Annotated in this window: 17 protein-coding genes; 7 read left to right on the plus strand and 10 right to left on the minus strand. The window is 54.9% G+C overall.

Features of this window, described 5'->3' with window-relative positions; translation table 11 throughout:
- Window positions 1-3: 3 nt before the first annotated feature.
- Together PORUE0001_RS06410 and PORUE0001_RS06415 are read right to left on the minus strand one after the other, a co-directional pair.
- Window positions 4-972, minus strand: a complete 969-nt coding sequence (locus tag PORUE0001_RS06410) for an ROK family protein (RefSeq protein WP_007365636.1) — start codon at window positions 970-972, stop codon at window positions 4-6.
- Between the two features lie 118 nt (window positions 973-1090).
- On the minus strand, window positions 1091-2746 hold the full coding sequence (locus PORUE0001_RS06415) for a dipeptidase (protein ID WP_007365646.1): 1656 nt from the start codon (window positions 2744-2746) through the stop codon (window positions 1091-1093).
- Between the two features lie 49 nt (window positions 2747-2795).
- Between PORUE0001_RS06415 and PORUE0001_RS10610 the strand changes: the two genes are divergently transcribed.
- Window positions 2796-3035: a hypothetical protein gene (locus PORUE0001_RS10610; protein WP_157750198.1), complete on the plus strand. Its 240-nt coding sequence runs from the start codon at window positions 2796-2798 to the stop codon at window positions 3033-3035.
- A gap of 145 nt (window positions 3036-3180) precedes the next feature.
- Here PORUE0001_RS10610 and trxA read toward each other — a convergent pair whose 3' ends face one another.
- From trxA to PORUE0001_RS06435, 4 genes are all read right to left on the minus strand, one after another.
- Window positions 3181-3498, minus strand: a complete 318-nt coding sequence (trxA, locus tag PORUE0001_RS06420) for a thioredoxin (protein ID WP_007365651.1) — start codon at window positions 3496-3498, stop codon at window positions 3181-3183.
- A 57-nt stretch (window positions 3499-3555) separates the two neighbouring features.
- Window positions 3556-7374 (minus strand): DNA polymerase III subunit alpha, encoded by a 3819-nt coding sequence (gene dnaE / locus PORUE0001_RS06425; protein WP_007365641.1) that lies wholly within the window; start codon window positions 7372-7374, stop codon window positions 3556-3558.
- 215 nt (window positions 7375-7589) lie between these two features.
- On the minus strand, window positions 7590-8516 hold the full coding sequence (locus PORUE0001_RS06430; protein ID WP_007365691.1) for a magnesium transporter CorA family protein: 927 nt from the start codon (window positions 8514-8516) through the stop codon (window positions 7590-7592).
- 802 nt (window positions 8517-9318) lie between these two features.
- Window positions 9319-10629, minus strand: a complete 1311-nt coding sequence (locus PORUE0001_RS06435) for a replication-associated recombination protein A (protein ID WP_007365692.1) — start codon at window positions 10627-10629, stop codon at window positions 9319-9321.
- A 171-nt stretch (window positions 10630-10800) separates the two neighbouring features.
- Here PORUE0001_RS06435 and PORUE0001_RS06440 point away from each other — a divergent pair, with 171 nt between their 5' ends.
- Genes PORUE0001_RS06440 through PORUE0001_RS06465 form a run of 6 tightly spaced genes read left to right on the plus strand, consistent with a single transcriptional unit; the run spans window position 10801 to window position 15696 of the window.
- Entirely contained in the window at window positions 10801-11754 is a 954-nt protein-coding gene (locus tag PORUE0001_RS06440) for a M48 family metallopeptidase (protein WP_007365679.1), read from the plus strand.
- Window positions 11754-12302, plus strand: a complete 549-nt coding sequence (locus PORUE0001_RS06445) for a cob(I)yrinic acid a,c-diamide adenosyltransferase (protein ID WP_039865738.1) — start codon at window positions 11754-11756, stop codon at window positions 12300-12302. Before PORUE0001_RS06440 ends, PORUE0001_RS06445 begins: the two co-directional genes overlap by 1 nt.
- 21 nt (window positions 12303-12323) lie before the next feature.
- Window positions 12324-13319 carry a M28 family peptidase gene (locus PORUE0001_RS06450; protein ID WP_007365633.1) on the plus strand — a complete coding sequence of 332 codons (996 nt, stop codon included), beginning with the start codon at window positions 12324-12326 and terminating at the stop codon, window positions 13317-13319.
- Between the two features lie 16 nt (window positions 13320-13335).
- A complete protein-coding gene (locus tag PORUE0001_RS06455) occupies window positions 13336-13755 on the plus strand; it encodes a SufE family protein (RefSeq protein ID WP_007365637.1) in 420 nt (139 codons plus the stop codon).
- Between the two features lie 10 nt (window positions 13756-13765).
- Complete coding sequence (locus PORUE0001_RS06460; RefSeq protein WP_007365663.1) at window positions 13766-14707, plus strand: DUF2156 domain-containing protein; 942 nt, start codon at window positions 13766-13768, stop codon at window positions 14705-14707.
- A 2-nt stretch (window positions 14708-14709) separates the two neighbouring features.
- Window positions 14710-15696, plus strand: a complete 987-nt coding sequence (locus PORUE0001_RS06465; protein ID WP_007365674.1) for a GNAT family N-acetyltransferase — start codon at window positions 14710-14712, stop codon at window positions 15694-15696.
- Window positions 15697-15706: 10 nt separating this feature from the next.
- Here PORUE0001_RS06465 and PORUE0001_RS10915 read toward each other — a convergent pair whose 3' ends face one another.
- The 4 genes from PORUE0001_RS10915 to nfo all read right to left on the minus strand — a co-directional run bounded on the left by PORUE0001_RS10915 (window position 15707) and on the right by nfo (window position 19465).
- Entirely contained in the window at window positions 15707-15907 is a 201-nt protein-coding gene (locus tag PORUE0001_RS10915) for a hypothetical protein (RefSeq protein WP_007365677.1), read from the minus strand.
- A gap of 76 nt (window positions 15908-15983) precedes the next feature.
- On the minus strand, window positions 15984-17978 hold the full coding sequence (locus PORUE0001_RS06470) for an Ig-like domain-containing domain (RefSeq protein ID WP_007365681.1): 1995 nt from the start codon (window positions 17976-17978) through the stop codon (window positions 15984-15986).
- A 20-nt stretch (window positions 17979-17998) separates the two neighbouring features.
- Window positions 17999-18601: an L-threonylcarbamoyladenylate synthase gene (locus PORUE0001_RS06475; RefSeq protein ID WP_007365680.1), complete on the minus strand. Its 603-nt coding sequence runs from the start codon at window positions 18599-18601 to the stop codon at window positions 17999-18001.
- A 6-nt stretch (window positions 18602-18607) separates the two neighbouring features.
- A complete protein-coding gene (gene nfo / locus PORUE0001_RS06480) occupies window positions 18608-19465 on the minus strand; it encodes a deoxyribonuclease IV (RefSeq protein WP_007365667.1) in 858 nt (285 codons plus the stop codon).
- Between the last annotated feature and the right edge of the window lie 215 nt (window positions 19466-19680).

A 19680-nucleotide genomic window follows, 5' to 3' on the forward strand; every position in this document is an offset into this window, starting at 1 on the left:
TACTTATAGGTCTCGTTCGCGTGCTAGCGAAGCTGCGCCCAGTACAGCCGCCTGTCCCTTAGGCAGTGCACTGAGGCGGATCTCTATCGAGCCTCGATAAATGTGCAGTAGCGCTTGGTCAAAAGCTGTGCGAACAGGCCTAAGCAGTAGGTCGCCACACTGCGCCACCCCTCCGAAAAGAACGAACGCTTGTGGTGCTGAGAAGCAGGCAAACTGCGCTAGTGCACGACCCAGTATCTCCCCTGTCTCGTCAAAGACTTGCCGAGCTATGGAGTCACCAGTCGCTAGTGCCACCTCGGCGACCACTTTGCTAGTTAGTTGCTCATCAGGTATGTCGCAGAGCTCGCTCCACATACCTTGCTCTAGGCATAGCTTCTTAAGGCTCACGGCACGTCGTGCTACGGCGGGTGCCGCTACAGAGGCCTCAAGGCATCCGTACCGCCCACAGCCACAGCGTTGATGCGGTTCGCCCACAGCGATATGTCCCAGCTCGCCCGCCTTGCCTTGGTAGCCACGTATGAGACGACCATCGGCATAGATACCACTTCCTACGCCCGTACCGAGCGTTATCTCGACAAAGTGATCCAGCCCACGAGCAGCTCCGTAGCTATGCTCGCCGAGGGCACTCGCATTAGCATCATTGTCTAGGACGACTGGTAGTCCCGTCTGTGCCGAGAGCTCAGCGACGATAGGGCTGGAGCCAGCCCACGGTAGATTGACCGCCTCCTCGATACACCCTGAGAAGTAGTTAGCATTAGGAGCTCCGATGCCTATGCCGACCACTTTGCCTGACAAGGCGGGATCAGCGACCATTTGGTTTATCTGCAGGCTCAGCGCTGTGATGTAATCAGCGAAGGAGCCCCCGTGCTGCTTCGTCGAGAGCGTCTGCGAGGAGACTATTTGTCCCTCTTCATCGACGATGCCTAGCTCAGTATTGGTACCTCCTATGTCTATGCCTAAGTATAGTGCCATGTTACTGTATATATAAAAGGAGTGGGCAACGCTTAGTAGCGAACCTGCTCCACGGGGGAGTCGTCTCGCTTACTTAGCATTGCCCACGATGATACTACATTCGTTGTGCTAGTAGGACTTACTCATTGACCTTGAGCAGATCGCCAGTAGTCTCCGCAATGTGCTTGTAGTAGTCCTGGTCATAACCAGGGAAGTTAGGCATCGCGCTCAGACCGTAGCCGTTGGTCTTGAACTGCCCGTTCTCCTCCTTCTTCATATTACCGTCCATATACTTGACGAGCAGGTACTCACCGAGCTTCTTCCAGCGATAGGTCGCATAGTCAGCGGTCTCGCAGGTGAACGAGGTGAGGACTTCGCGCGCCTTCATCGGATCTTGCTTATAGAGCGCTAGAGCCTTCTTATCGATCTCAGGAACGAGCTTGTCAAAGCTCTGCTCCAGTTCCTGCTGTACGGGACGAATATCCTTAATCATAGGAGCATAGCGGGCATAAGCCATGTTGGCTACCCAGTTGTGGATCCAGAAGGCACTCGTCCAGGAGAAGTGCATCATATCCCCATTGCCTACGCGGTAGCACTCAGGAGTGCGGAGCGAAGAGCAGTAGACTGGTGTGAAGACAGCCGTATTCGCATCATCCACACCAAACCACAAGATGCTAAAGGCATCTGGCAGATTAGGTCTGAGCTGAGCCACCAGCACGAAGCCAGTCTGCTGCGTAGCAATAGCACGCTCGTTGACATAGGTCTGACCATCGACCTCAAAGGTCATAGGACGCCAGCGATAAGGCACAGCATAGGGGCCAGCGCCTACGTCCTTCGTCATATCCATCGGGGTGCCCTCGTAGTGGTCACGCATCATCTCACGTACATCAGATAGCGAGAGCTTGCGATTGGGGACGATGTAGAGTGGCATTGGCTTAGAGGCCTTTTCATCACCCATGACGAAGCGCTCGTACTGCTTCATGTCATCGCTAAACTTATTGAAGAAAGACCACACACGAGCCTCGCAACCACGTAGACCACTTGGTGTGTAGGGGTTGTAAGCCTTTTGGAAGCTAAAGTCCTTGTCTGAACCCTTGTAGAAGCCTCTCTCACGAGCGAAGTCGATCACATCTGGAGCATAGAGACAGTTCTTGGGATCGTTGAACTTAATCTGCTGAATACGCGATTGGTTGGCGTGTCCAGAGATTGCGTTGTCAGGGATACGCATAGCGACCCATACAGCGCCCTTGCCATACTTACCCTTGCTGACTAGCTCGAGGACCCACACCTCATTCTTGTCAGCTATGGAGAAGCTCTCGCCAGAGCTAGCGTAGCCGTACTCCTTGACCAGTGTAGTCATCACCTCAATCGCCTCACGAGCGGTCTTGGCGCGCTGCAGCGTCACGTAGATGAGGCTACCATAGTCCATTACGCCGTTAGGATCCATCAGCTCTTTACGGCCACCCCAGGTAGACTCGGTGATAGCTAGTGCGTGCTCATTCATATTGCCGATGACAGCATAGGTATGAGCTACCTCAGGGATCTGTCCGAGAGGCTTGCCTGAGTCCCACTCAGTGATCTGTCGCATAGAGCCTGGAGCGTGGTCGGCTGCTGGCCAGTAGTATAGCTCACCGTAGAGCGTGTGTGAGTCAGCACTATAAGAGATCATGACCGATCCATCGGTCGATGCGCCCTTACCAACGAGCAACCCCGTACAGGCGTAGCTCTGGCTCGTGCCTAGGAGTAGAAGTGTAGTGAATAGGGCTAAGAGCCTAGTCAGTGCATTCTGTGTCATAGTTCTTGATTACTATATTGTTAGGATTGATATATGCGGTACATAAACGATGAAACCATCAACCGTCCATACTGCAGGAGCGATTGATGGTTCCAAAGATACGAAAAAAAGAAAGAAGGCACAGGGGAACAACCATATCGATAAAAAACATTTGTGCCTTCTTTCTGGTGCCCGTAACGCCTTAGTAAAAAGCTTAAATCCAAAGGCAGGCACAGTGCGTGTCACCACGCGTTGGTTTTTGTTTTGCTTCCGAGTCGCCCACTTCGTACGGGTTACTCAGTACATTTAGAGGGTATACTTTCAGGAAGGTTTAATCGCCTTGCAAAAATGTATAAAGCGCACATCGTATGTAACCTATAGGGACGCACCGAGCGCGCATCCCTACAACGGGTTACACGTTCCGTGCGTCCCTACAAAATCGATACTCGTATCCGCTAGTCGAGGAGCTTCTGAGCCTCCTCTTGTAGCTTAGCCTTGCTCTGAGCACCGACGAGCTTGCTCACCATCTCACCTCCCTTGAAGAAGAGGATCGTCGGGATGTTGCGTATGCCGTACTGGCTGGGCAGGTCGCTGTTTTCGTCCACGTTGACCTTGCCGATGATGATCTTGCCGTTGAACTCCTCAGCGAGCTCGTCAATCATCGGTCCGATCATCTGACAGGGACCACACCAGGTAGCCCAGAAGTCTAGGATCATCGGCTTGCCCTCAGCCATGAGGCCTGCTATATTAGCATCTGTTATTTCCATTGCCATAGTTCTTGTGTATTTTAAGTTAGTATGAAATGTCGTCTATATAATAGGTCGGGGCTATCACTTAGCCTGCTGCACGGCGCACTGGATCTGGTACTTCTTGACGATCTCTAGGAGCCACTTGCCTGGCTCTATGCTAGGCGCATACATCGTCGTCGTATAGGGCACCATGGATGAGCAGAACGTGATCTCTAGCTCCGTCTTGCCAGGGTGATCCTTGATAGCGTTGCCCAGCTCGATGGCACCCTCGAGGGTGTTGGGGCGATCCAGTATCTCCTCTTCCCCATCGGCGCCCTCCTCGTAGGAGTCGCTCGCGGGGGCATCCTCGCCTTGACTCAGATCGATCGTTAGCTGAATGCTCCTAAAGGCATCCTCCGTGATGTCCGAGAGAAGCTGCATGCTCTGCACGGTGCGGTAGAGACGATTGGGATCAAATCGGCTTGGCGCAACGCCCATCTTCACTAAGATGGCTAGCCCTTCCTGTGCAAAGTTACCGAAATTCACGTAATCTTTGCCAAAGAGCGGTATTTCGCCAGAGCCCGAGGCATCTTCGATCTGAATAATTGCGTAAGGCTCGTTCTTCTTGCTAATGCCTTGGCGCACCTTCGTGACCAGACCAGCGCAGGTCAGCTGCGTGAGTCCGAGCTCAGCAAACTGAGCTAGATCGGAGGCGGGACAGTTGCAGAGGTACTCGATGGCGAAGGCGTAGGGGTCTAGCGGGTGAGCGCTTAGGTACATCCCTATATAGGACTGCTCTTTGGTCAGTCGCTCCAGATTGCTCCACGGCTCCACATCCTTTGGCGGAATGGGCTTGGGAAGCTTGACACTCGGGTCGCTATCGCCAAAGAGCGATGCCTGCACCTGAGTACGCTCGCTCTCGAGGATCTTGCCGTACTGCATGAGCGCCGTCAGGAAGGTCTCGTCCTTGCCATAGGAGAGGCCACTCACACCACTCTTAGCAATGGGGGCAAAGTAAACCTCCCGATCGATGCCAAAGCTGTCAAAAGCGCCCGACAAGATGAGCGCCTCGAGGGCTCGCCGTGAGCAGTTGGTCAGGTCGGTACGCTGGAAGAAGTCGTACACATCCTGATAGGCTCCTTGCTCCTTGCGCTCCTTGATGATAGCCTCAGCGACCGATAGCCCCACATGGGAGATACCTCCGAGACCAAAGCGTATGACGCCATCTTTATTGGCCGAGAAGGCGGTAAAGCTCTCGTTGACGTCTGGTCCCTTGACCTCCAGTCCCATGTGCTGCACCTCCTCGAGGTACTTAGTGAGCTTGTCCGACTTGTTCTGATTGCAGGTCAGCAGAGCTGCCATAAACTGTGCAGGGTAGTGCGCCTTCAGGTAAGCGGTCTGGTAGGCGACCCAGGCGTAGCAGACGGAGTGACTCTTGTTGAAAGCGTAGCTCGCAAACTTCTGCCACCCGTCGTAGATACGCTCGAGCGTCTCACGAGGATGACCCTTGGTGACACCGTTCTCAACAAACTTGATGCGGTACTTCGCCATCTCTTTTTCCTTCTTCTTACCCATCGCCTTACGCAGGCTGTCGCTGTCGCCTCGTGTGAAGTCGCCTAGCACACGAGAGAGGATCATCACCTGCTCCTGATAGACGGTGATGCCGTAGGTATCCTTGAGGTAAGGCTCCATCTCAGGCAGATCGTAGGTGATCTCCTGACGACCATGCTTGCGCTCGATGAAGGTCGGGATATTGTCCATAGGCCCAGGACGGTAGAGCGCATTCATAGCCACTAAGTCCTTAAACTCGGTCGGCTCCAGCTGCTGTAGGTACTTACGCATGCCAGGGCTCTCAAACTGAAAGGTGCCGACCGTGTCGCCCTGCGAATAGAGCTCGAAAGTCTTGGGATCGTCGACGGGGATCGTGTCAATGTCTAGGTCAATGCCGTAACTCACCTTGATGTTTTCCAGCGCATCGTTGATGATGCTGAGCGTCTGCAGACCGAGGAAGTCCATCTTGATCAGTCCCGTCGGCTCGATCACCTTACCCTCATACTGCGCCACGAGCTTGCGCTCGTTGGTATCTGGATCAATGGCGGTCGAGAGGGGCACGACATCGCTGACGGGTGGGCCACTGATGATGACGCCACAGGCATGCACACCCGTAGTACTGGCGGTACCCTCCAGCTGGCGGGCATAGCGGATCGTATTGGCGAGCTGTTCGTTCTGACTGACAGACGCTTCGCGAAACTCTTGATTGTTCTGCACCATCCACTCAAGGTTCAGGTGCTTAACCCCTTCGGGCGGTCTGTCGGGTATGAGCTTGCAAAGCCTGTTAGCTTGGTCTAGCGGTAGCTCCTCGACACGCGCCACCCCTTTGATCGCCCCCTTGGTTGCCATCGTCGTGAGCGTGATGATGTTGGAGACGTGATCACGGCCATACTTGTTGGTCACCCAGTCGAGGACACGCCAGCGGTTCTTATCATCGAAGTCAATGTCAATATCGGGCATCGATATACGGTCTGGATTGAGGAAACGCTCGAAGAGCAAACCGTACTTGATCGGCTCGATCTGCGTAATGGATAGGCAGTAAGCGACTGCCGAGCCCGCTGCCGAGCCACGTCCAGGGCCTACACGCACGCCCAGCTTTCGGGCGGCTGCGATGAAGTCCTGCACGACGAGAAAGTAACCTGGGAAGCCCATGTTCTGTATCACCCCCAGCTCCATATCGATGCGCTCCTGCACCTCTGGCGGTACGGGGTCTCCGTAACGCTTCTTGGCACCCTCGTAGGTGAGATGACGCAGGTAGTCATCTTCACTGGCAAAGCCCTCGGGTAGCTCAAAGTGAGGCATCAGCGGAGCATGGTCGATGCTGTAGTACTCCACCTTGTCACACACCTCGAGCGTATTCTCCAGCACATCAGGGTAGTCGGCAAAGAGTGCCGTCATCTCCTCGGGCGACTTGAGCCACTCCTGCTTGGTGTAGCGCATGCGGTTCGGATCGGAGATCGGCGAATTGGTCGTCATACAGATCAAGTGGTCGTGCGCCTCGGCATCCTCCTCGTTGAGGAAGTGGGTGTCATTCGTAGCGATCACCTTGATGCCCAGCTCCTGACCTATCTTGAGCACCTCCTGAGCCACCAGCTGTTGCTTCTGATAAGTCTCTTGACCACCTAGAGGGTCACTATTCGGGTGAAGCATGATCTCTAGATAGTAGTCCTCGCCGAAGGTCTCCTGATACCATCGAGCCGTCTCGCGCGCCTCCTCCAGACGACCGTGCAGGATATGCTGCGCTATCTCCCCACCGAGGCAAGCACTCGAGGCGATGATCCCCTCGTGATGCTCCGTCAGGAGCTTCTTGTCAATACGTGGCTTGTAGTACTCGCCATGCTCCCACGCTATGGAGACCATCTTAATAAGGTTGCGGTAGCCCTTGAGGTTCTTAGCTAGGAGGATCAGGTGGTAGCCACTGCGGTCAATGCTACGGGTGGGGTTGTCGGGATCCTTAGCATCCTTGTCCTTCAGCTCCAGCGAGCGGCGCGCCACGTAGACCTCGCACCCGATGATCGCCTTAAAGAGACTCCGCTCGATCGTCTTGACCTCCTCCTGAAGACGAGCCACCTCCTCAGCGTTGGCCGCATCAGCTTCCAGCTCTTTGATCTGCTTGCCGAGCGACTTGATCTGGGAGAGCTTATCACCGTTTATCTTATCGTTCGCATAGTTGGTAAAGTTCTTAATGCCATACATAGCGCCATGATCCGTGAGCGCAATGCCAGGCATACCGCATGCGACCGCCTTGTCAACAATCTTCTCGACAGGCGCCATGCCATCGAGTATCGAGTAGTGCGAGTGGACGTGCAGTGGCACATACATACGTGTCCCTGCCGAGGGACTATGAGGAGTGTCGGGGGTGTTATCCATGAGACTGAGCGTAAGCTGTACAGAGGGCCGAGGGCAAACCATGCCTCGCCCCCACGGGCTCCACGGTACGACCGCGGATCTCTCCCACAAAGATACACTATTCGGCGCAAATGCTCCAGCTCACACACTAACCATCGCCAGCACTCATGGCACGAAGCCTTCCACCATAAGACCTGAGCTAGAGGAGGTTGCAAAGTTTTGTCGCACTCTCGAGGCTAGAACCAGCGAATGCGCTTGAAGATCCAGAAGGCGATCGCCGAAAAGATCAAGCAAACCACCATGATCCCTATGAAAGCCCAGGGATGCTCAGCCATCGGCAGATCCACGTTCATACCATACAGTGAAGCAACCAAGGTAGGGAGCATCAGAATCATCGAGATACTGGTCATGCGGCGCATGATCGTATTGATATTGTTATTGATGATTCCACCGAAAGCATCCATCGTCCCGTTCATCACATCGCTGTACACATTAACCATGTTGTACGCCTGATTTAGCTCGATCGTCACATCCTCCGCCAGATCCGTGTCGTACTGCTCATAGTGACTCACCTTAAAGCGTCCGATGACCGACTCATTGCCACGTATGGAGGTATTGAAGTAGACGAAGCACTTCTGCAGACGCATCATCTGTAGGAGGTCTTCGTTGCGGATACTCTTCTCTAGTGCCTCCTCAGTCTCTAGGATCAGGAAGCTGATCTGCTTGAGGTATTTGAGGAACCATACGGCTGAGCTCATGATGAGCCGAAGGATAAAGTCTATATCCGTATCGACCGAGATGCCCTTGCGCTGATTGTGCTGGATGAAGTCAGGTATGAGATCCGTGCGGTGGTAGCAGATCGTGACGATGAGCTGCTTCTCCAGATGTGAGATGACACCGATGGGGACTGTATTATAAGGAGTCGTCCCCTCGGGCGTCTCAATCGGTATACGTATGATGGTGAGTCTCCATCCGTCCTCCTCTTCGGTACGCGGGCGCTCATCGCTATCCGCTGTATCTCCGATGAAGCTGTCTGGTATCCCCAGCTCATCGCAGAGATAGTCTATATCCTCAGAGGTAGGCTGCACCACCTTGATCCAGGTGTGTGGCTCTAAGCTGTCTATTTGAGTAAACTGCTGCTTGGGCAGGTAAAACTTCCGCATGATGATCTATGTCTCTTAGGGTGTAACATGATAGTGATGGTAACTCAAGAGACCTCCAGTTGCTATGCGGTGCTTAAAGCGTAGTATCACCCCAAGCAGACGCTAGGGCACAGGCTCCGCAGTAGAGGAGGTCTACAGGAGAGGCTTCGAGTCTTACTCGGCGGTAAGGAGTCGTCCATAACGTTGTTAGGGTATATTAGTTGGAGTGATTAGTAAATCAAGGAGCGTGATCGGCAGACCTATACAATAATATATAAGCGACCGATCCTCCCCTCTACCCCGCAAAGGTACGAAAATTAGAGATTAGAGGTGAGAGATTAGAAGTTAGAGGTGAGAGGTTAGAAGTTAGTTAGAGATTAGAGGTTCGGGTTACACGTATCCGATGGCTCTGATGGCTCCGATGATTCTGATTGCTCCGATCTCTAATCTCTTCTCTAATCTCTAACTTCTAATCTCTCACCTCTCATCTCTCGTCTCTCCCCTCGCTAGGAAATCAGAAAGCGTCAAGGAGAAAACGGAAATTCTCCACGGAACCGGGAAATAAAAGTTCGGAAGAATGAAATGAAAGTTCGGAAGAAAGAAATCAAAGTTCCGAAGAATTTTTTTGTTCCTCCGTGGAGGATCAGAAATTTCTAGCAAGGTAATGGATGATTTGCTCGAGGGTGAGGGTTGAGTAGCTGTAATCGGTTGTCAACGGCTGGCTAGCAATTAGCCAGCGACATCGGAGCTATCAGAGTGATCTGAGGCATCGGAGCCACCTGACAGATCGGCTCTCTAACCTCTAATATCTAAATTCTAGTCTCTACTCTCCCTCCTCAATAAACTTGAGGTAGTTGCTGAGCGTACGCTCGGCTTGCCCCACGTCTTGCGGAGCGTAAAAGTGCGCATCGCTAAGTTCGTCGGGCAGGTACTGCTGTCGTGTATAGTGCTTGGGGAAGTCGTGCGGATAGTGGTAGTCGACACCGTAGCCGAGGTCAGACATTAGCTTCGTAGGTGCATTGCGCAGATGGAGCGGAACTGGCAGATTGCCCGTCTCACGCACTTTGGCAAGGGCCGCATCAATGGCAAGGTAGGCCGAGTTGCTCTTCGGTGAACCAGCCAGGTAGACGACCGCCTCGGCAAGCGGGATGCGTCCCTCGGGCCATCCGATGAAGTCCACCGCATCGGCAGCCGCCTGCGCCACGACCAGCGCCTGTGGGTTGGCCAAGCCTATATCTTCGGCAGCTGAGATGACCACACGACGCGCTATAAAGCGCGGTTCCTCGCCCCCCTCGATGAGGCGAGCCATCCAGTAGAGTGCTGCATCGGGGTCGCTGCCACGTATGCTTTTGATAAAAGCCGAGGCGATGTCGTAGTGCAACTCCCCATCACGGTCGAAGGCTGCGGGCTGTTGACGAGCTACGCTAGCAATCGCCTCGCCCGTCAGTTGTACGGTCGTCTCGTCGGGATGCTGCTCGAGAGCCATCGAGAGGGTCATCTCAAGGAGGTTGAGCAGCTTGCGTGCATCGCCACCAGCCAGATGAATGAGCATCTCACGGTCGGCACCCTCTAGGGAGACATGGTAGCGAGAGAAGAGCGGATCAGTAGCGAAGACACGGTCGATGAGTTGCGAGAGGTCGCTATCCTCTAGGGGCTTGAGGACGAAGACCTGACAGCGTGAGAGGAGCGGGCGGATCACTTGAAAGGAGGGGTTCTCTGTCGTAGCTCCGATCAGCGTGACCACCCCCTGCTCAACGGCTGCCAGTAGGGAGTCCTGCTGGGACTTGGAGAAGCGGTGTATCTCGTCAATGAATAGTATCGGTCGCCCCTGATGCTGTGAGAAGAGACCCGCCTGCGCATCCTTGGCCTCCTGCAGGGTCTTGCGCACATCGGCCACACCTGAGCCGACCGCCGAGAGACTATAGCAACGACACTGCATCAACTGCGAGAGAAGCCGCGCGAGGGTTGTCTTGCCGACCCCAGGCGGTCCCCATAGGATCATCGAGGGTATGTGCCCCCGCTCGAGCATCACACGTAGCGGGGCATTCGCACCGACGAGGTGAGACTGTCCGACATACTCTTCGAGCGTCTTAGGACGCATACGCTCCGCTAGCGGTATCTGCTCTACTGACATATAGTGCAAATGTACAAAAATTGGCGGTTGGCTAGAGAGACTAGTGGCTCTATAGCCTAGTGCCTCTAGAGGAGCCTCCTAATCTCTAACTTCTAGCCTCTAACCTCTAAATTTGTATCTTTGCAGTAACAGAGACTACGGTCTCATAGACTCAATCAACATACTACGAAGATGACACAGATAGCTAGATGGTTTACAGCACTCACCCTGACGCTCTTACTGGCAGGGTGTGGCGTCGTGCCAATCACGGGACGACAGCAACTCAACCTCGTGTCGGACGCTGAGATCTCGGCGGCCAGCGCACAACAATATAGTCAGTTTATCCGCAAAGCGACGGTGGACAACAACTCGCCCCAAGGACAGCAGACGCTCCGTGTGGCACGACGCATAGCACAGGCTACGGACAACTATCTGCGCAACAATGGCTACGACCAGATAGCGCAGGCGACACAGTGGGAGTTTAACTTCGTCCGTGACCGTCAGGTCAACGCTTTCTGTATGCCTGGTGGCAAGATCGTCGTCTACAGTGGTTTGCTCCAGGCGACGCGCCCTACGGATGACGAGCTGGCTGCGGTCATCGCGCACGAGGTCTCTCACGCTGTGGCTAAGCATGCCAACGAGCGCATTAGCCGTGAGATGCTTACACAGCTTGGCGGACAACTCTTGACAGGAATGGTCGGTGCAAAGAGTGCGGCTCTCGGGGGCATCCTCCAGCAGGTTTATCCGATTGGTTCGCAACTATTGGTCTCCCTACCCTATGGACGCAAGCAGGAGTACGAGGCTGACAAGATTGGCATGGTCTTCATGGCAATGGCGGGCTACGACCCTGCGGCCGCTGTGACGCTCTGGCAAAAGATGGCTCAGCAAGGGCAGAAGACACCCGAGTTCCTCAGCACCCACCCAAGCGATCAGAACCGTATCCGAGCCATTCAGGAGTTTCTCCCCGAGGCTCAACAGTACTACAGTGGACCTGGGGTTATGTCGCAAGGGCCTAAGGTACAGCTAAAGTCGCTCCACAAGAAGGGTAACAGTCAAGCGACTAGCCAGCTAAGAGACAGTGGCAGCTCTTCGTCTGCTAAGAAGCAGGACGGGGGAGGCTTTCACTATGAGCCTGTAAGTCGCTAATGAGCATGTGGGAGCGAGGCTTTGTCCACTACTATTACGGTACAGGCAAGGGGAAGAGCACCGCAGCCATGGGGCTGGCGATACGCACGCTGGGGCACGGCGGGCGGGTCTACATTGGGCAGTTTATCAAGACAATGAGCTACGGCGATGTGCTCTTTCTGGAGCAGCATACGAAGCGTGAGGAGTGCACCGTCGAACTGTACGGATCTATGTACGGCGGGACGGGTTGCCTGATAGACCATGCGGCTAGTCCTCTGGACGTGCAGGCTGCCGAGCAGGGGCTGGTACGGGCCATCGAGCAGATGTGCTCGGGGCAGTACGACTTAGTCATTTGGGATGAGGTCTCGATGGCTGTCGGCTTGGGCTTGCTCAAGATCGAGGCGCTCATCGATGCTATAAAAAAACGCCCCAATGAGTGCGAACTGGTACTCACGGGACGACAATACTGTGAAGAGCTGCTGCCATATTGCCAGCTTGTCACTAACTTTGCAGAGGTCAAGCACTATTACCACGAGGGAGTCCTCTCTCGTACTGGTATTGAGCATTGATCCGCTTAGCTTTTAATGCATATGATACGTATCACACAATACATCTTACCGCTGCTCCTCGGGCTCTCGTTGCTCTCCTGCAATAAGGAGCAGCAGAGCCAAGAGACGGCTCAGGGAGAAGAGGAGACTCCCCGCGTGGCTACCCCCTTTGAGGCGGATAGCGCTTACAACTTTGTCGCCAAGCAGGTCGCTTTCGGGCCACGCATCCCAGGTTCTGAGGGGCATACCGCTTGTCTCGCCTGGATGAAAGAGCGACTGACGCAGTATGGCGCCACGGTCGTGGAGCAGAGCTTCGAAGCAACGGCGCATGATGGGACAAAGCTCCCACTGACCAATCTGATTGCTTCGTACAACCCCGAAGCCTCGCAGCGAATCCTCCTGATGGCGCACTGGGACACGCGCCCCTGGGCGGACAAAGATCCGAACCCCGCCAACCATACGCAACCGATCCTCGGCGCTGACGATGGAGGTAGCGGTGTAGGCGTCCTGCTTGAAGTGGCTCGGCTACTGGGCAGCGTCGCAGCGCCTCAGACGATCGGGGTGGACATTGTGCTCTTTGACGGAGAGGACTACGGCTCCTACTCCAACGAGGAGAGCTGGTGCCTAGGCTCTACGCACTGGAGCAAGAACCCTCACGTGACTGGCTACCAAGCAATGGGTGGCATCCTGCTAGACATGGTCGGAGGGCGCGATGCGACCTTCTACTGGGAGTACTTCTCCAAGAGCTACGCACCGCAGCTTCTTACGAAGGTGTGGAGCAAAGCTGCGGAACTAGGCTACGGATCGCTCTTTCACCAAGCGGACGGCGGAGGCTTGACCGACGACCATGTGCCAGTCATTCGCAACCTTGGCATTCCTTGCATTGACATTGTCAACTATGATCCGCAGAGCGAAGAGGGCTTTGCCCCCTATTGGCACACACTACAAGACAATATGAGCAATATCTCGGCGGAGACGCTAGGTACTGTCGGACATATCGTCATGGCAGTGCTCAAGGATCTAGACGCTCAACATTGATTAGCTTCCTAAACTTATGACTATAGACGAACGGCAAGAGGAACTTATCTCACAGTTTGAACTGGTGGACGACTGGATGGATCGCTACCAAATGATCATCGATCTGGGCGACCAGCTGGAGCCTGTCGAGGACTCGGAGCATACGACCGAAAACCTCATCGACGGCTGTCAGAGCCGTGTGTGGATCATCATATCACCACAGGAAGACGGCACGCTACACCTCAAGGCTGACAGCGATGCGCTCATCACCAAGGGCATTGCCGCCATGCTCCTCTACTGCTACAATGACCAGCCTGCACAGGCTATCGTAGAGACACCGCTTTACTTCATTGACCGACTGGGACTCCAGTCACACCTCTCACCGACACGAAGCAACGGCCTTCAGTCGATGTACGAGACGATCAGACGACGTGCTCAGGAGTTTATGAGCCACTAGGAGATAGATTATGACCCCTTTTAGACAGATCGATGTAGCCGACCGCTCCACAGTCTTTCCTTATATCTATTATGGTGCAGAGCCGATCTGCGATATCTCCTTTGCCAATCTCTATGGCTGGGCGGTACAGTACGAGACCTCGTGGGCGATCGGTGGCACACAGACACTGGTGATCCGCTTTCGCTCACCACGCCGAGACCACCCCGTCTACCTCTGCCCCTTCTGTCGTGATGACAACTCCTGGACAATGACCATCAAGGAGCTCATGGAGATCTCCGAGCAGGAAGCTTATCCACTCGTCTTCATGGGCGTTACGCCAGGCTGCAAGGAGCGACTAGAGAAGCTCTTTCCCGATGAGTTCGTCCATATCCAGGACGACGACTACATCGACTACGTCTATCTCAGGGAAAAGCTCGCACGACTCAATGGCAAGAAGCTTCAGTCGAAGCGCAATCACATCAACCGCTTCGAAGCTTCCTACCCTGACTACCGCTACCTGCCCATCACCACGGACGACCTAGAGCGTGTGGCGCACTTTGCCGATGAGTGGCTAGCACATGCCGAGGCAACGGGCGATCCTGACCCCAGCTTGCATACAGAGCGCAAGGTCATCCAGCGATTCCTCGACAACTATGAGGCGCTGGAGATGCGTGGCGGGATGATCGAGATCGGAGGTGAGATCGTTGCCTTTACACTGGGGTCGCCCATCACGGAGGACACCTTTGATGTGCATATCGAGAAGGCGCGCACCGACATCGACGGGGCCTATACGATTATCAACCGTGAGTTCGCCCGCAGCATCCCCGAGCAGTACACCTATGTCAATAGGGAGGAAGACCTCGGCCTGCCTGGCTTGCGTCAGGCGAAAGAGTCTTATCGCCCTGAGGTACGCCTCGTCAAGCACACCTGCGTGTGGCGTCGTCCCGACTGGGCTGGCGAACTGGAGTCCTAAGCATGAGACCGAAGGCTGAGACGCAGCGACTCTACGAAGAGATCTGGCGCACCACCTTTGGGGATAGCGACGACTTCATTGCGCTCTACAGTCGTACCACCTTTGACCCTCGTCGCACCCATCTGCTCACGACGCTAGACCAGAGCCGTGCGCTTAGTCATGTGCAGTACCTACCCTACCTGATGCGCTATCGTGACCAATGGTGGCGTGCTGGCTACATCTCGGGCGCAGCTACCGCAAGCGACCAGCGAGGCAAAGGGCTCGTGCAGCACCTCATGCGAGCGAGCCACCTGCAAATGTGGCGAGAGGGATGTCTCTGCGCCTTCCTCATACCAGCCGAAGAGTGGCTCTATCACTTCTACCGCAAGATGGGCTACGCCACGCTCTATGGCAAGCGCCTTACTCCTACTCTAGAAGGGAAGCCCACCGACCGACCCTCTGGCGAAGCTTGGCAACAATACCAAAGTTGGCAGGCTACACTGGCCGAGCACTACCCTACCGTCACGCATAGCTACCATCAGTGGCGCACGCTCCTAGCGAGCTTAGCACTCGAGAACGGCGGCATCGGCACCATCGGAGAGACAACCTACTATTATTATAAAGATGCCGAGGGAAAGAGGCAAAGCGTCCTCGCCATCTCCTCTGCAAAGGAACCAGCCGACAAGCCTTTTGACCTAAAAGCGCCCTTTGGTATGCTACGCCCTCTGCGCATAGCGGAGTTGCTGACCTGGGCTATCGAACTAAGTCTGCTGGAGATGGATCAGCTCGCTCCCGCAGCGCTCTATGTAGATCCAGAGCGCATCGTCTTTGACCTACTCGACGAACAGATCCCGACGAATAGCGGCCGCTACTGTCTCTTGCGCCAGCGTCGCCAGCTCCTCTTCGCACCACGTTCCAGCTGTCGGCTCGTCAAGCCGTTTACGCCCGATCAACTCCTCGCAGCGCTCCCCATCCTCCAGCATACGTTGGTCTACGCCATGATGGAGTGACCCCCGCAAACTACCGTGTGAGGGCTCTACTGCCAGAGCTTAATGCTGTAGTCTGAGCCTTATCGCCTTGCTCCTTATCCTTGGGCGGAGCACCTATCTCAATCTCCTCGCCACGCGCTCGTGCCTCTCGCTCCTCGGCACGTGAGGGGAGCCCCATGATCTTACGCTCGCGATCTGTCGGATTCCAACGCTTGCCGTAGCGCTCCCGCATACGCTGCGCATACTCGACGTTGAGGTCTCGCTTCTGATTAGTCTCATTAGCACGGTTGCCATCACCCTCCGCTGGTTTATCCCCCTTCCAGATCCTTCGGACGTTGCTCTGCTAGAGGCGTACCATCGTATGCCCACTTCTGCTCTGTGGCAAAGCGCGCCTGTACATTTACTGACTGAGGCAGATAGCGCACAGGCTCTGGCGGTGTCGCTGGGTAGATGCCACCATCCCAAGAGCCATTGCCATTGAGATCTACGTAAAGCTTGAGGAAGTAAGCTCCTGGAGCCAGTTCCTTAAAGGCAACCAAGCCCGCACTGTCAGGCTGAGCAGTCGCCAGAATCTCCTCCTTACTGCTGAGGAGATGGACGTAGAGCGGATGCTCCGTAGGGTATCCTGTGAGCGTGATCGCTAGAGAGCCCAGTTCAGTCACAGAGGCTATCTTAAGATCCTTCTCGGCCGAAGCACTGGTTCCTCCATAGAGCCCCGTGATGGCAGCCGTATCCACCGTGAGTCGGTAGGTGGTACCAGGCTCTTTGGCAAAGTCAACCAACCAGCGGCAACGTCGCACGCTGTCAAGCAATAACTGGCAAGGTATCGGCTGCGGTACCGAATCAACCAACTTAGCGAGCTGCACTCGCGTCGTGTCAATGGCTAGAATCGGCACATCATAGCTAATCCAAAGGGAGTCTCGTGTCGTCTCTTTATGAATGTCTTCGTGCGAAAGAATCGTAACAGCTCTGAGTTCGCGCTTTGTCTCTGCTAGAGCGGTGCTGTCACCAGCATGACTGAGACTATTGGGAGCTGTCTCGGGAGCTTTTACATCAGGTTGCTTCTTTGGCTTAGCATTAGCCTTTGCCACATGCGCTCTAGGCGCATGCAGCGTCACCGTGTCAAGCTTATTGATCGGACTACCGATCGAGTCTGTCGTAGGATAGGCGAATGCCACCACGACGGAGTCTCTCGCCAGTGAGTCGTGAGGCGAGAGCCAGTAGGTGAGGCTCTTGCGATCAGTCGAGAGGTCGGGGTAGTAGCTTGAGGACTTCGTCAGGTAGTCTGGCGAGAGGATCTGGATCTGAGGTAGCGTGTCAAGAGGCTCCGTAAAGGTCGCCATGAGCGACATCGAGTCTCGTCGCACCAGTCGCTCGAGGCGGACAATGTGCGTCTTCGGACGGGTAAGTAGGAGGAGCAGATCGTTAGGTAGGTAAACGTAAGGCGACACACTATCTGCGGCTGTGGCAGTCGTATCGGTCTCACTCTTCGGAGCCTGCTTCTTAGCGATCAAACTATCGGCACGCACCCCAAGCGAATCCGCCACATTAGCGAGCGAATCCACCTTCGTCTCCTTCGCTGGGATGAGAGCCGAGCGATGGATCACCTCAGTGCGAAAGCTATCAGGCGTGATGGCAAAGCTCTCGTTCGGAGCGTTGTAGCTATAGCTACGATCCATGTCTATGAGAGCGATAGCGTAGTAAGCACCATCTCGGACATTCTGCAGAGTAAAGTGTCCCTTGTCGTCCGTATAGGTCATACGGGTCATCGGCCGGTCTAGCGAGTCCGTAGGAAGGGGCGTGTCATAGACACCCGCTAGGATATGAGGGAGTGGCTGTAGCGTATAGGCATCGAGCACTTGCCCCGATACCTGCATCGTGTCCAGGTAGTCGCCCGTACTGAAGGCGTAGACATACTGCTCAATGTAGTTGCCCTCGTTGTAATCCTTGATAGCACGATTAAAGTTGATCGTGTAGGTCGTGTTTGAGATCAGACTATCTTGATAAGTGACGATCAGTTGCTTCTGATTGACCAAAGCCTTCGGCGGGATACGCTGTGGTGGCGAATAGATTATCTTGTCCTCACCTCGCTCCAGCTGGATGAACTCATCGAAGGTGATGCGCACACGATGCGTCGAGACGTTTGTACTCCCCATCTCAGGCGTACAGCGCACGACCCGAGGCGGGGTCATATCATAGGGACCACCCTCTGGCGAAGATTGCTTGGCACACCCCGCAGCGCCTAGGATTAGGAGCAGGAAGGTGACTAAGAGCGTGGAGAAGTGCTGGTGCGAATGAAGCATGTGCGGTAGTGGATGTATTGTTAAAAGGTTCCCTCACGGAGAAGCTGCGGCTCCGCACCCGTACAGTCGAGGATCGCGCTATGACCGCCCGGAGCCACACCGCCATCAATGATCAGATCTACCTGATGCCCGTAGTACTCCTCGATGAGCTCGGGATCAGTCAGGTAGTTCGTGTCATACCCCTCAGGCAGATCAGGCAGTGAGCCCGTCAGGAGCGGAGCCTCTAGCTCCTCCAGTATGATCCGCGTCACAGGGTGCTTGCAGAGCTGCACTCCCACCTCCTTGCGCTGGCGGAAGGGCGCTGGCAACGTCGTCGTCGGAGGCAATATATAGGTAGCTGGCTCGTACTCGCCCGACTTCATCAGGGCAAAAGTTTCATTCCCCAGCTTAGCATATTGCGCCACCTCGCCAAGGTCTTGGCACATGATCGCCAACGTGTGGCGCTTGCTGTCCACCCCTTTGATCTGGCACACCTGCTCCACGGCACGCTTCTTCAGTGCCGAGCAACCGAGCGCATAGCCTACACCCGTAGGATAGATGATCACTCCCCCACTCTCCAGGCATTGGACCACCTCACGCACCACAGCGTAGTCAGGCGTATCAGCGTAGATCTTCGTCAGCATATAGCATTAGAGCGCATAGAGGTAAGCGATCTCCTCAGCCCAGAGCTCAGGTACAGGCGTCTCTAGGACGATCGGGATATTGTCTAAGTGGGGATCGTCCATCAGCATTTTGAATAGCTCCGTACCCATAAAGCCCTTGCCGATAGACTCATGCCGATCCACACGCGTGCCCAAATCCTTCTTACTGTCATTCAGATGGATAGCGCAGAGCTTATCGTAACCGACGATATCGTCGAAGGCTTGCCACATAGCCGTGTAGCCATCAGCCGTACGTATCTCATAGCCAGCCGCCAGCGTGTGCGCCGTGTCGATGCAGACCCCCACACGGCTAGCATCGTCAACGTGCGAGATGATGTAAGCGAGCTGCTCGAAGGTATAGCCCACGTTGGTCCCTTGCCCCGCCACATTCTCCAGCACCAGCTTGACACCCTCCGACTCAGCCAAAACGGCATTTATCTCAGCCGCAATGTACTCCATGCACTGCTCCTCGGAGATCTCCTTGAGGTGGCTCCCTGGGTGAAAGTTGAGCAAGCTCAGCCCCAGTTGCTCGCAGCGGTGCATCTCGTCGATCATAGCTTGGCGACTGCGCAGACGCTTGGCAGCGTCCGCATTACCTATATTATATAGGTAGCTCGCATGGGGCAGGATATGCTCCCGTCGGATGCCCACCTCGTCACAGTTTGCGATGAAGGTATCAATCTGCTCCTTGGTATAAGGCTTAGCCTGCCACTGGCGCTGATTCTTGAGAAAGAAAGCGAAGGCACGTGCGCCCAGCTCGCCAGCACGCAGCGGTGCCTCCTCCACGCCACCGGCAGCGCTCACATGCGCTCCGATATATTTATTAGGATGTTTGGTGTAGCTCATGATGAAAACGGCTAGTGATATAACCCTAGCTCTCGCAAAGATACAAAATGAGCCCGAATGAAGCGTCCTCCCGCCATCTCGCAAAGCTCATGAGTTGCGACTTCGGGCTACACATCTACGATCACCGTTGACAGCCGATGGAGACCACTCAGCGCACACCTCCGAGGAAATCGAATATCTCTCGGTGGTGATTTCGGAATATCCAGCAAGGAAAC

This window comes from Porphyromonas uenonis 60-3, assembly GCF_000174775.1.
GTDB lineage: Bacteria > Bacteroidota > Bacteroidia > Bacteroidales > Porphyromonadaceae > Porphyromonas > Porphyromonas uenonis_A.

What these genes read in the sequence shown, in the direction of transcription:
- PORUE0001_RS06410 (WP_007365636.1), bottom strand. Translation starts at nt 972, where the DNA reads ATGGCACTATACTTAGGCATAGACATAGGAGGTACCAATACTGAGCTA.
- PORUE0001_RS06415 (WP_007365646.1), bottom strand. Translation starts at nt 2,746, where the DNA reads ATGACACAGAATGCACTGACTAGGCTCTTAGCCCTATTCACTACACTT.
- PORUE0001_RS10610 (WP_157750198.1), top strand. Translation starts at nt 2,796, where the DNA reads ATGAAACCATCAACCGTCCATACTGCAGGAGCGATTGATGGTTCCAAA.
- trxA (WP_007365651.1), bottom strand. Translation starts at nt 3,498, where the DNA reads ATGGCAATGGAAATAACAGATGCTAATATAGCAGGCCTCATGGCTGAG.
- dnaE (WP_007365641.1), bottom strand. Translation starts at nt 7,374, where the DNA reads ATGGATAACACCCCCGACACTCCTCATAGTCCCTCGGCAGGGACACGT.
- PORUE0001_RS06430 (WP_007365691.1), bottom strand. Translation starts at nt 8,516, where the DNA reads ATGCGGAAGTTTTACCTGCCCAAGCAGCAGTTTACTCAAATAGACAGC.
- PORUE0001_RS06435 (WP_007365692.1), bottom strand. Translation starts at nt 10,629, where the DNA reads ATGTCAGTAGAGCAGATACCGCTAGCGGAGCGTATGCGTCCTAAGACG.
- PORUE0001_RS06440 (WP_007365679.1), top strand. Translation starts at nt 10,801, where the DNA reads ATGACACAGATAGCTAGATGGTTTACAGCACTCACCCTGACGCTCTTA.
- PORUE0001_RS06445 (WP_039865738.1), top strand. Translation starts at nt 11,754, where the DNA reads ATGAGCATGTGGGAGCGAGGCTTTGTCCACTACTATTACGGTACAGGC.
- PORUE0001_RS06450 (WP_007365633.1), top strand. Translation starts at nt 12,324, where the DNA reads ATGATACGTATCACACAATACATCTTACCGCTGCTCCTCGGGCTCTCG.
- PORUE0001_RS06455 (WP_007365637.1), top strand. Translation starts at nt 13,336, where the DNA reads ATGACTATAGACGAACGGCAAGAGGAACTTATCTCACAGTTTGAACTG.
- PORUE0001_RS06460 (WP_007365663.1), top strand. Translation starts at nt 13,766, where the DNA reads ATGACCCCTTTTAGACAGATCGATGTAGCCGACCGCTCCACAGTCTTT.
- PORUE0001_RS06465 (WP_007365674.1), top strand. Translation starts at nt 14,710, where the DNA reads ATGAGACCGAAGGCTGAGACGCAGCGACTCTACGAAGAGATCTGGCGC.
- PORUE0001_RS10915 (WP_007365677.1), bottom strand. Translation starts at nt 15,907, where the DNA reads ATGCGGGAGCGCTACGGCAAGCGTTGGAATCCGACAGATCGCGAGCGT.
- PORUE0001_RS06470 (WP_007365681.1), bottom strand. Translation starts at nt 17,978, where the DNA reads ATGCTTCATTCGCACCAGCACTTCTCCACGCTCTTAGTCACCTTCCTG.
- PORUE0001_RS06475 (WP_007365680.1), bottom strand. Translation starts at nt 18,601, where the DNA reads ATGCTGACGAAGATCTACGCTGATACGCCTGACTACGCTGTGGTGCGT.
- nfo (WP_007365667.1), bottom strand. Translation starts at nt 19,465, where the DNA reads ATGAGCTACACCAAACATCCTAATAAATATATCGGAGCGCATGTGAGC.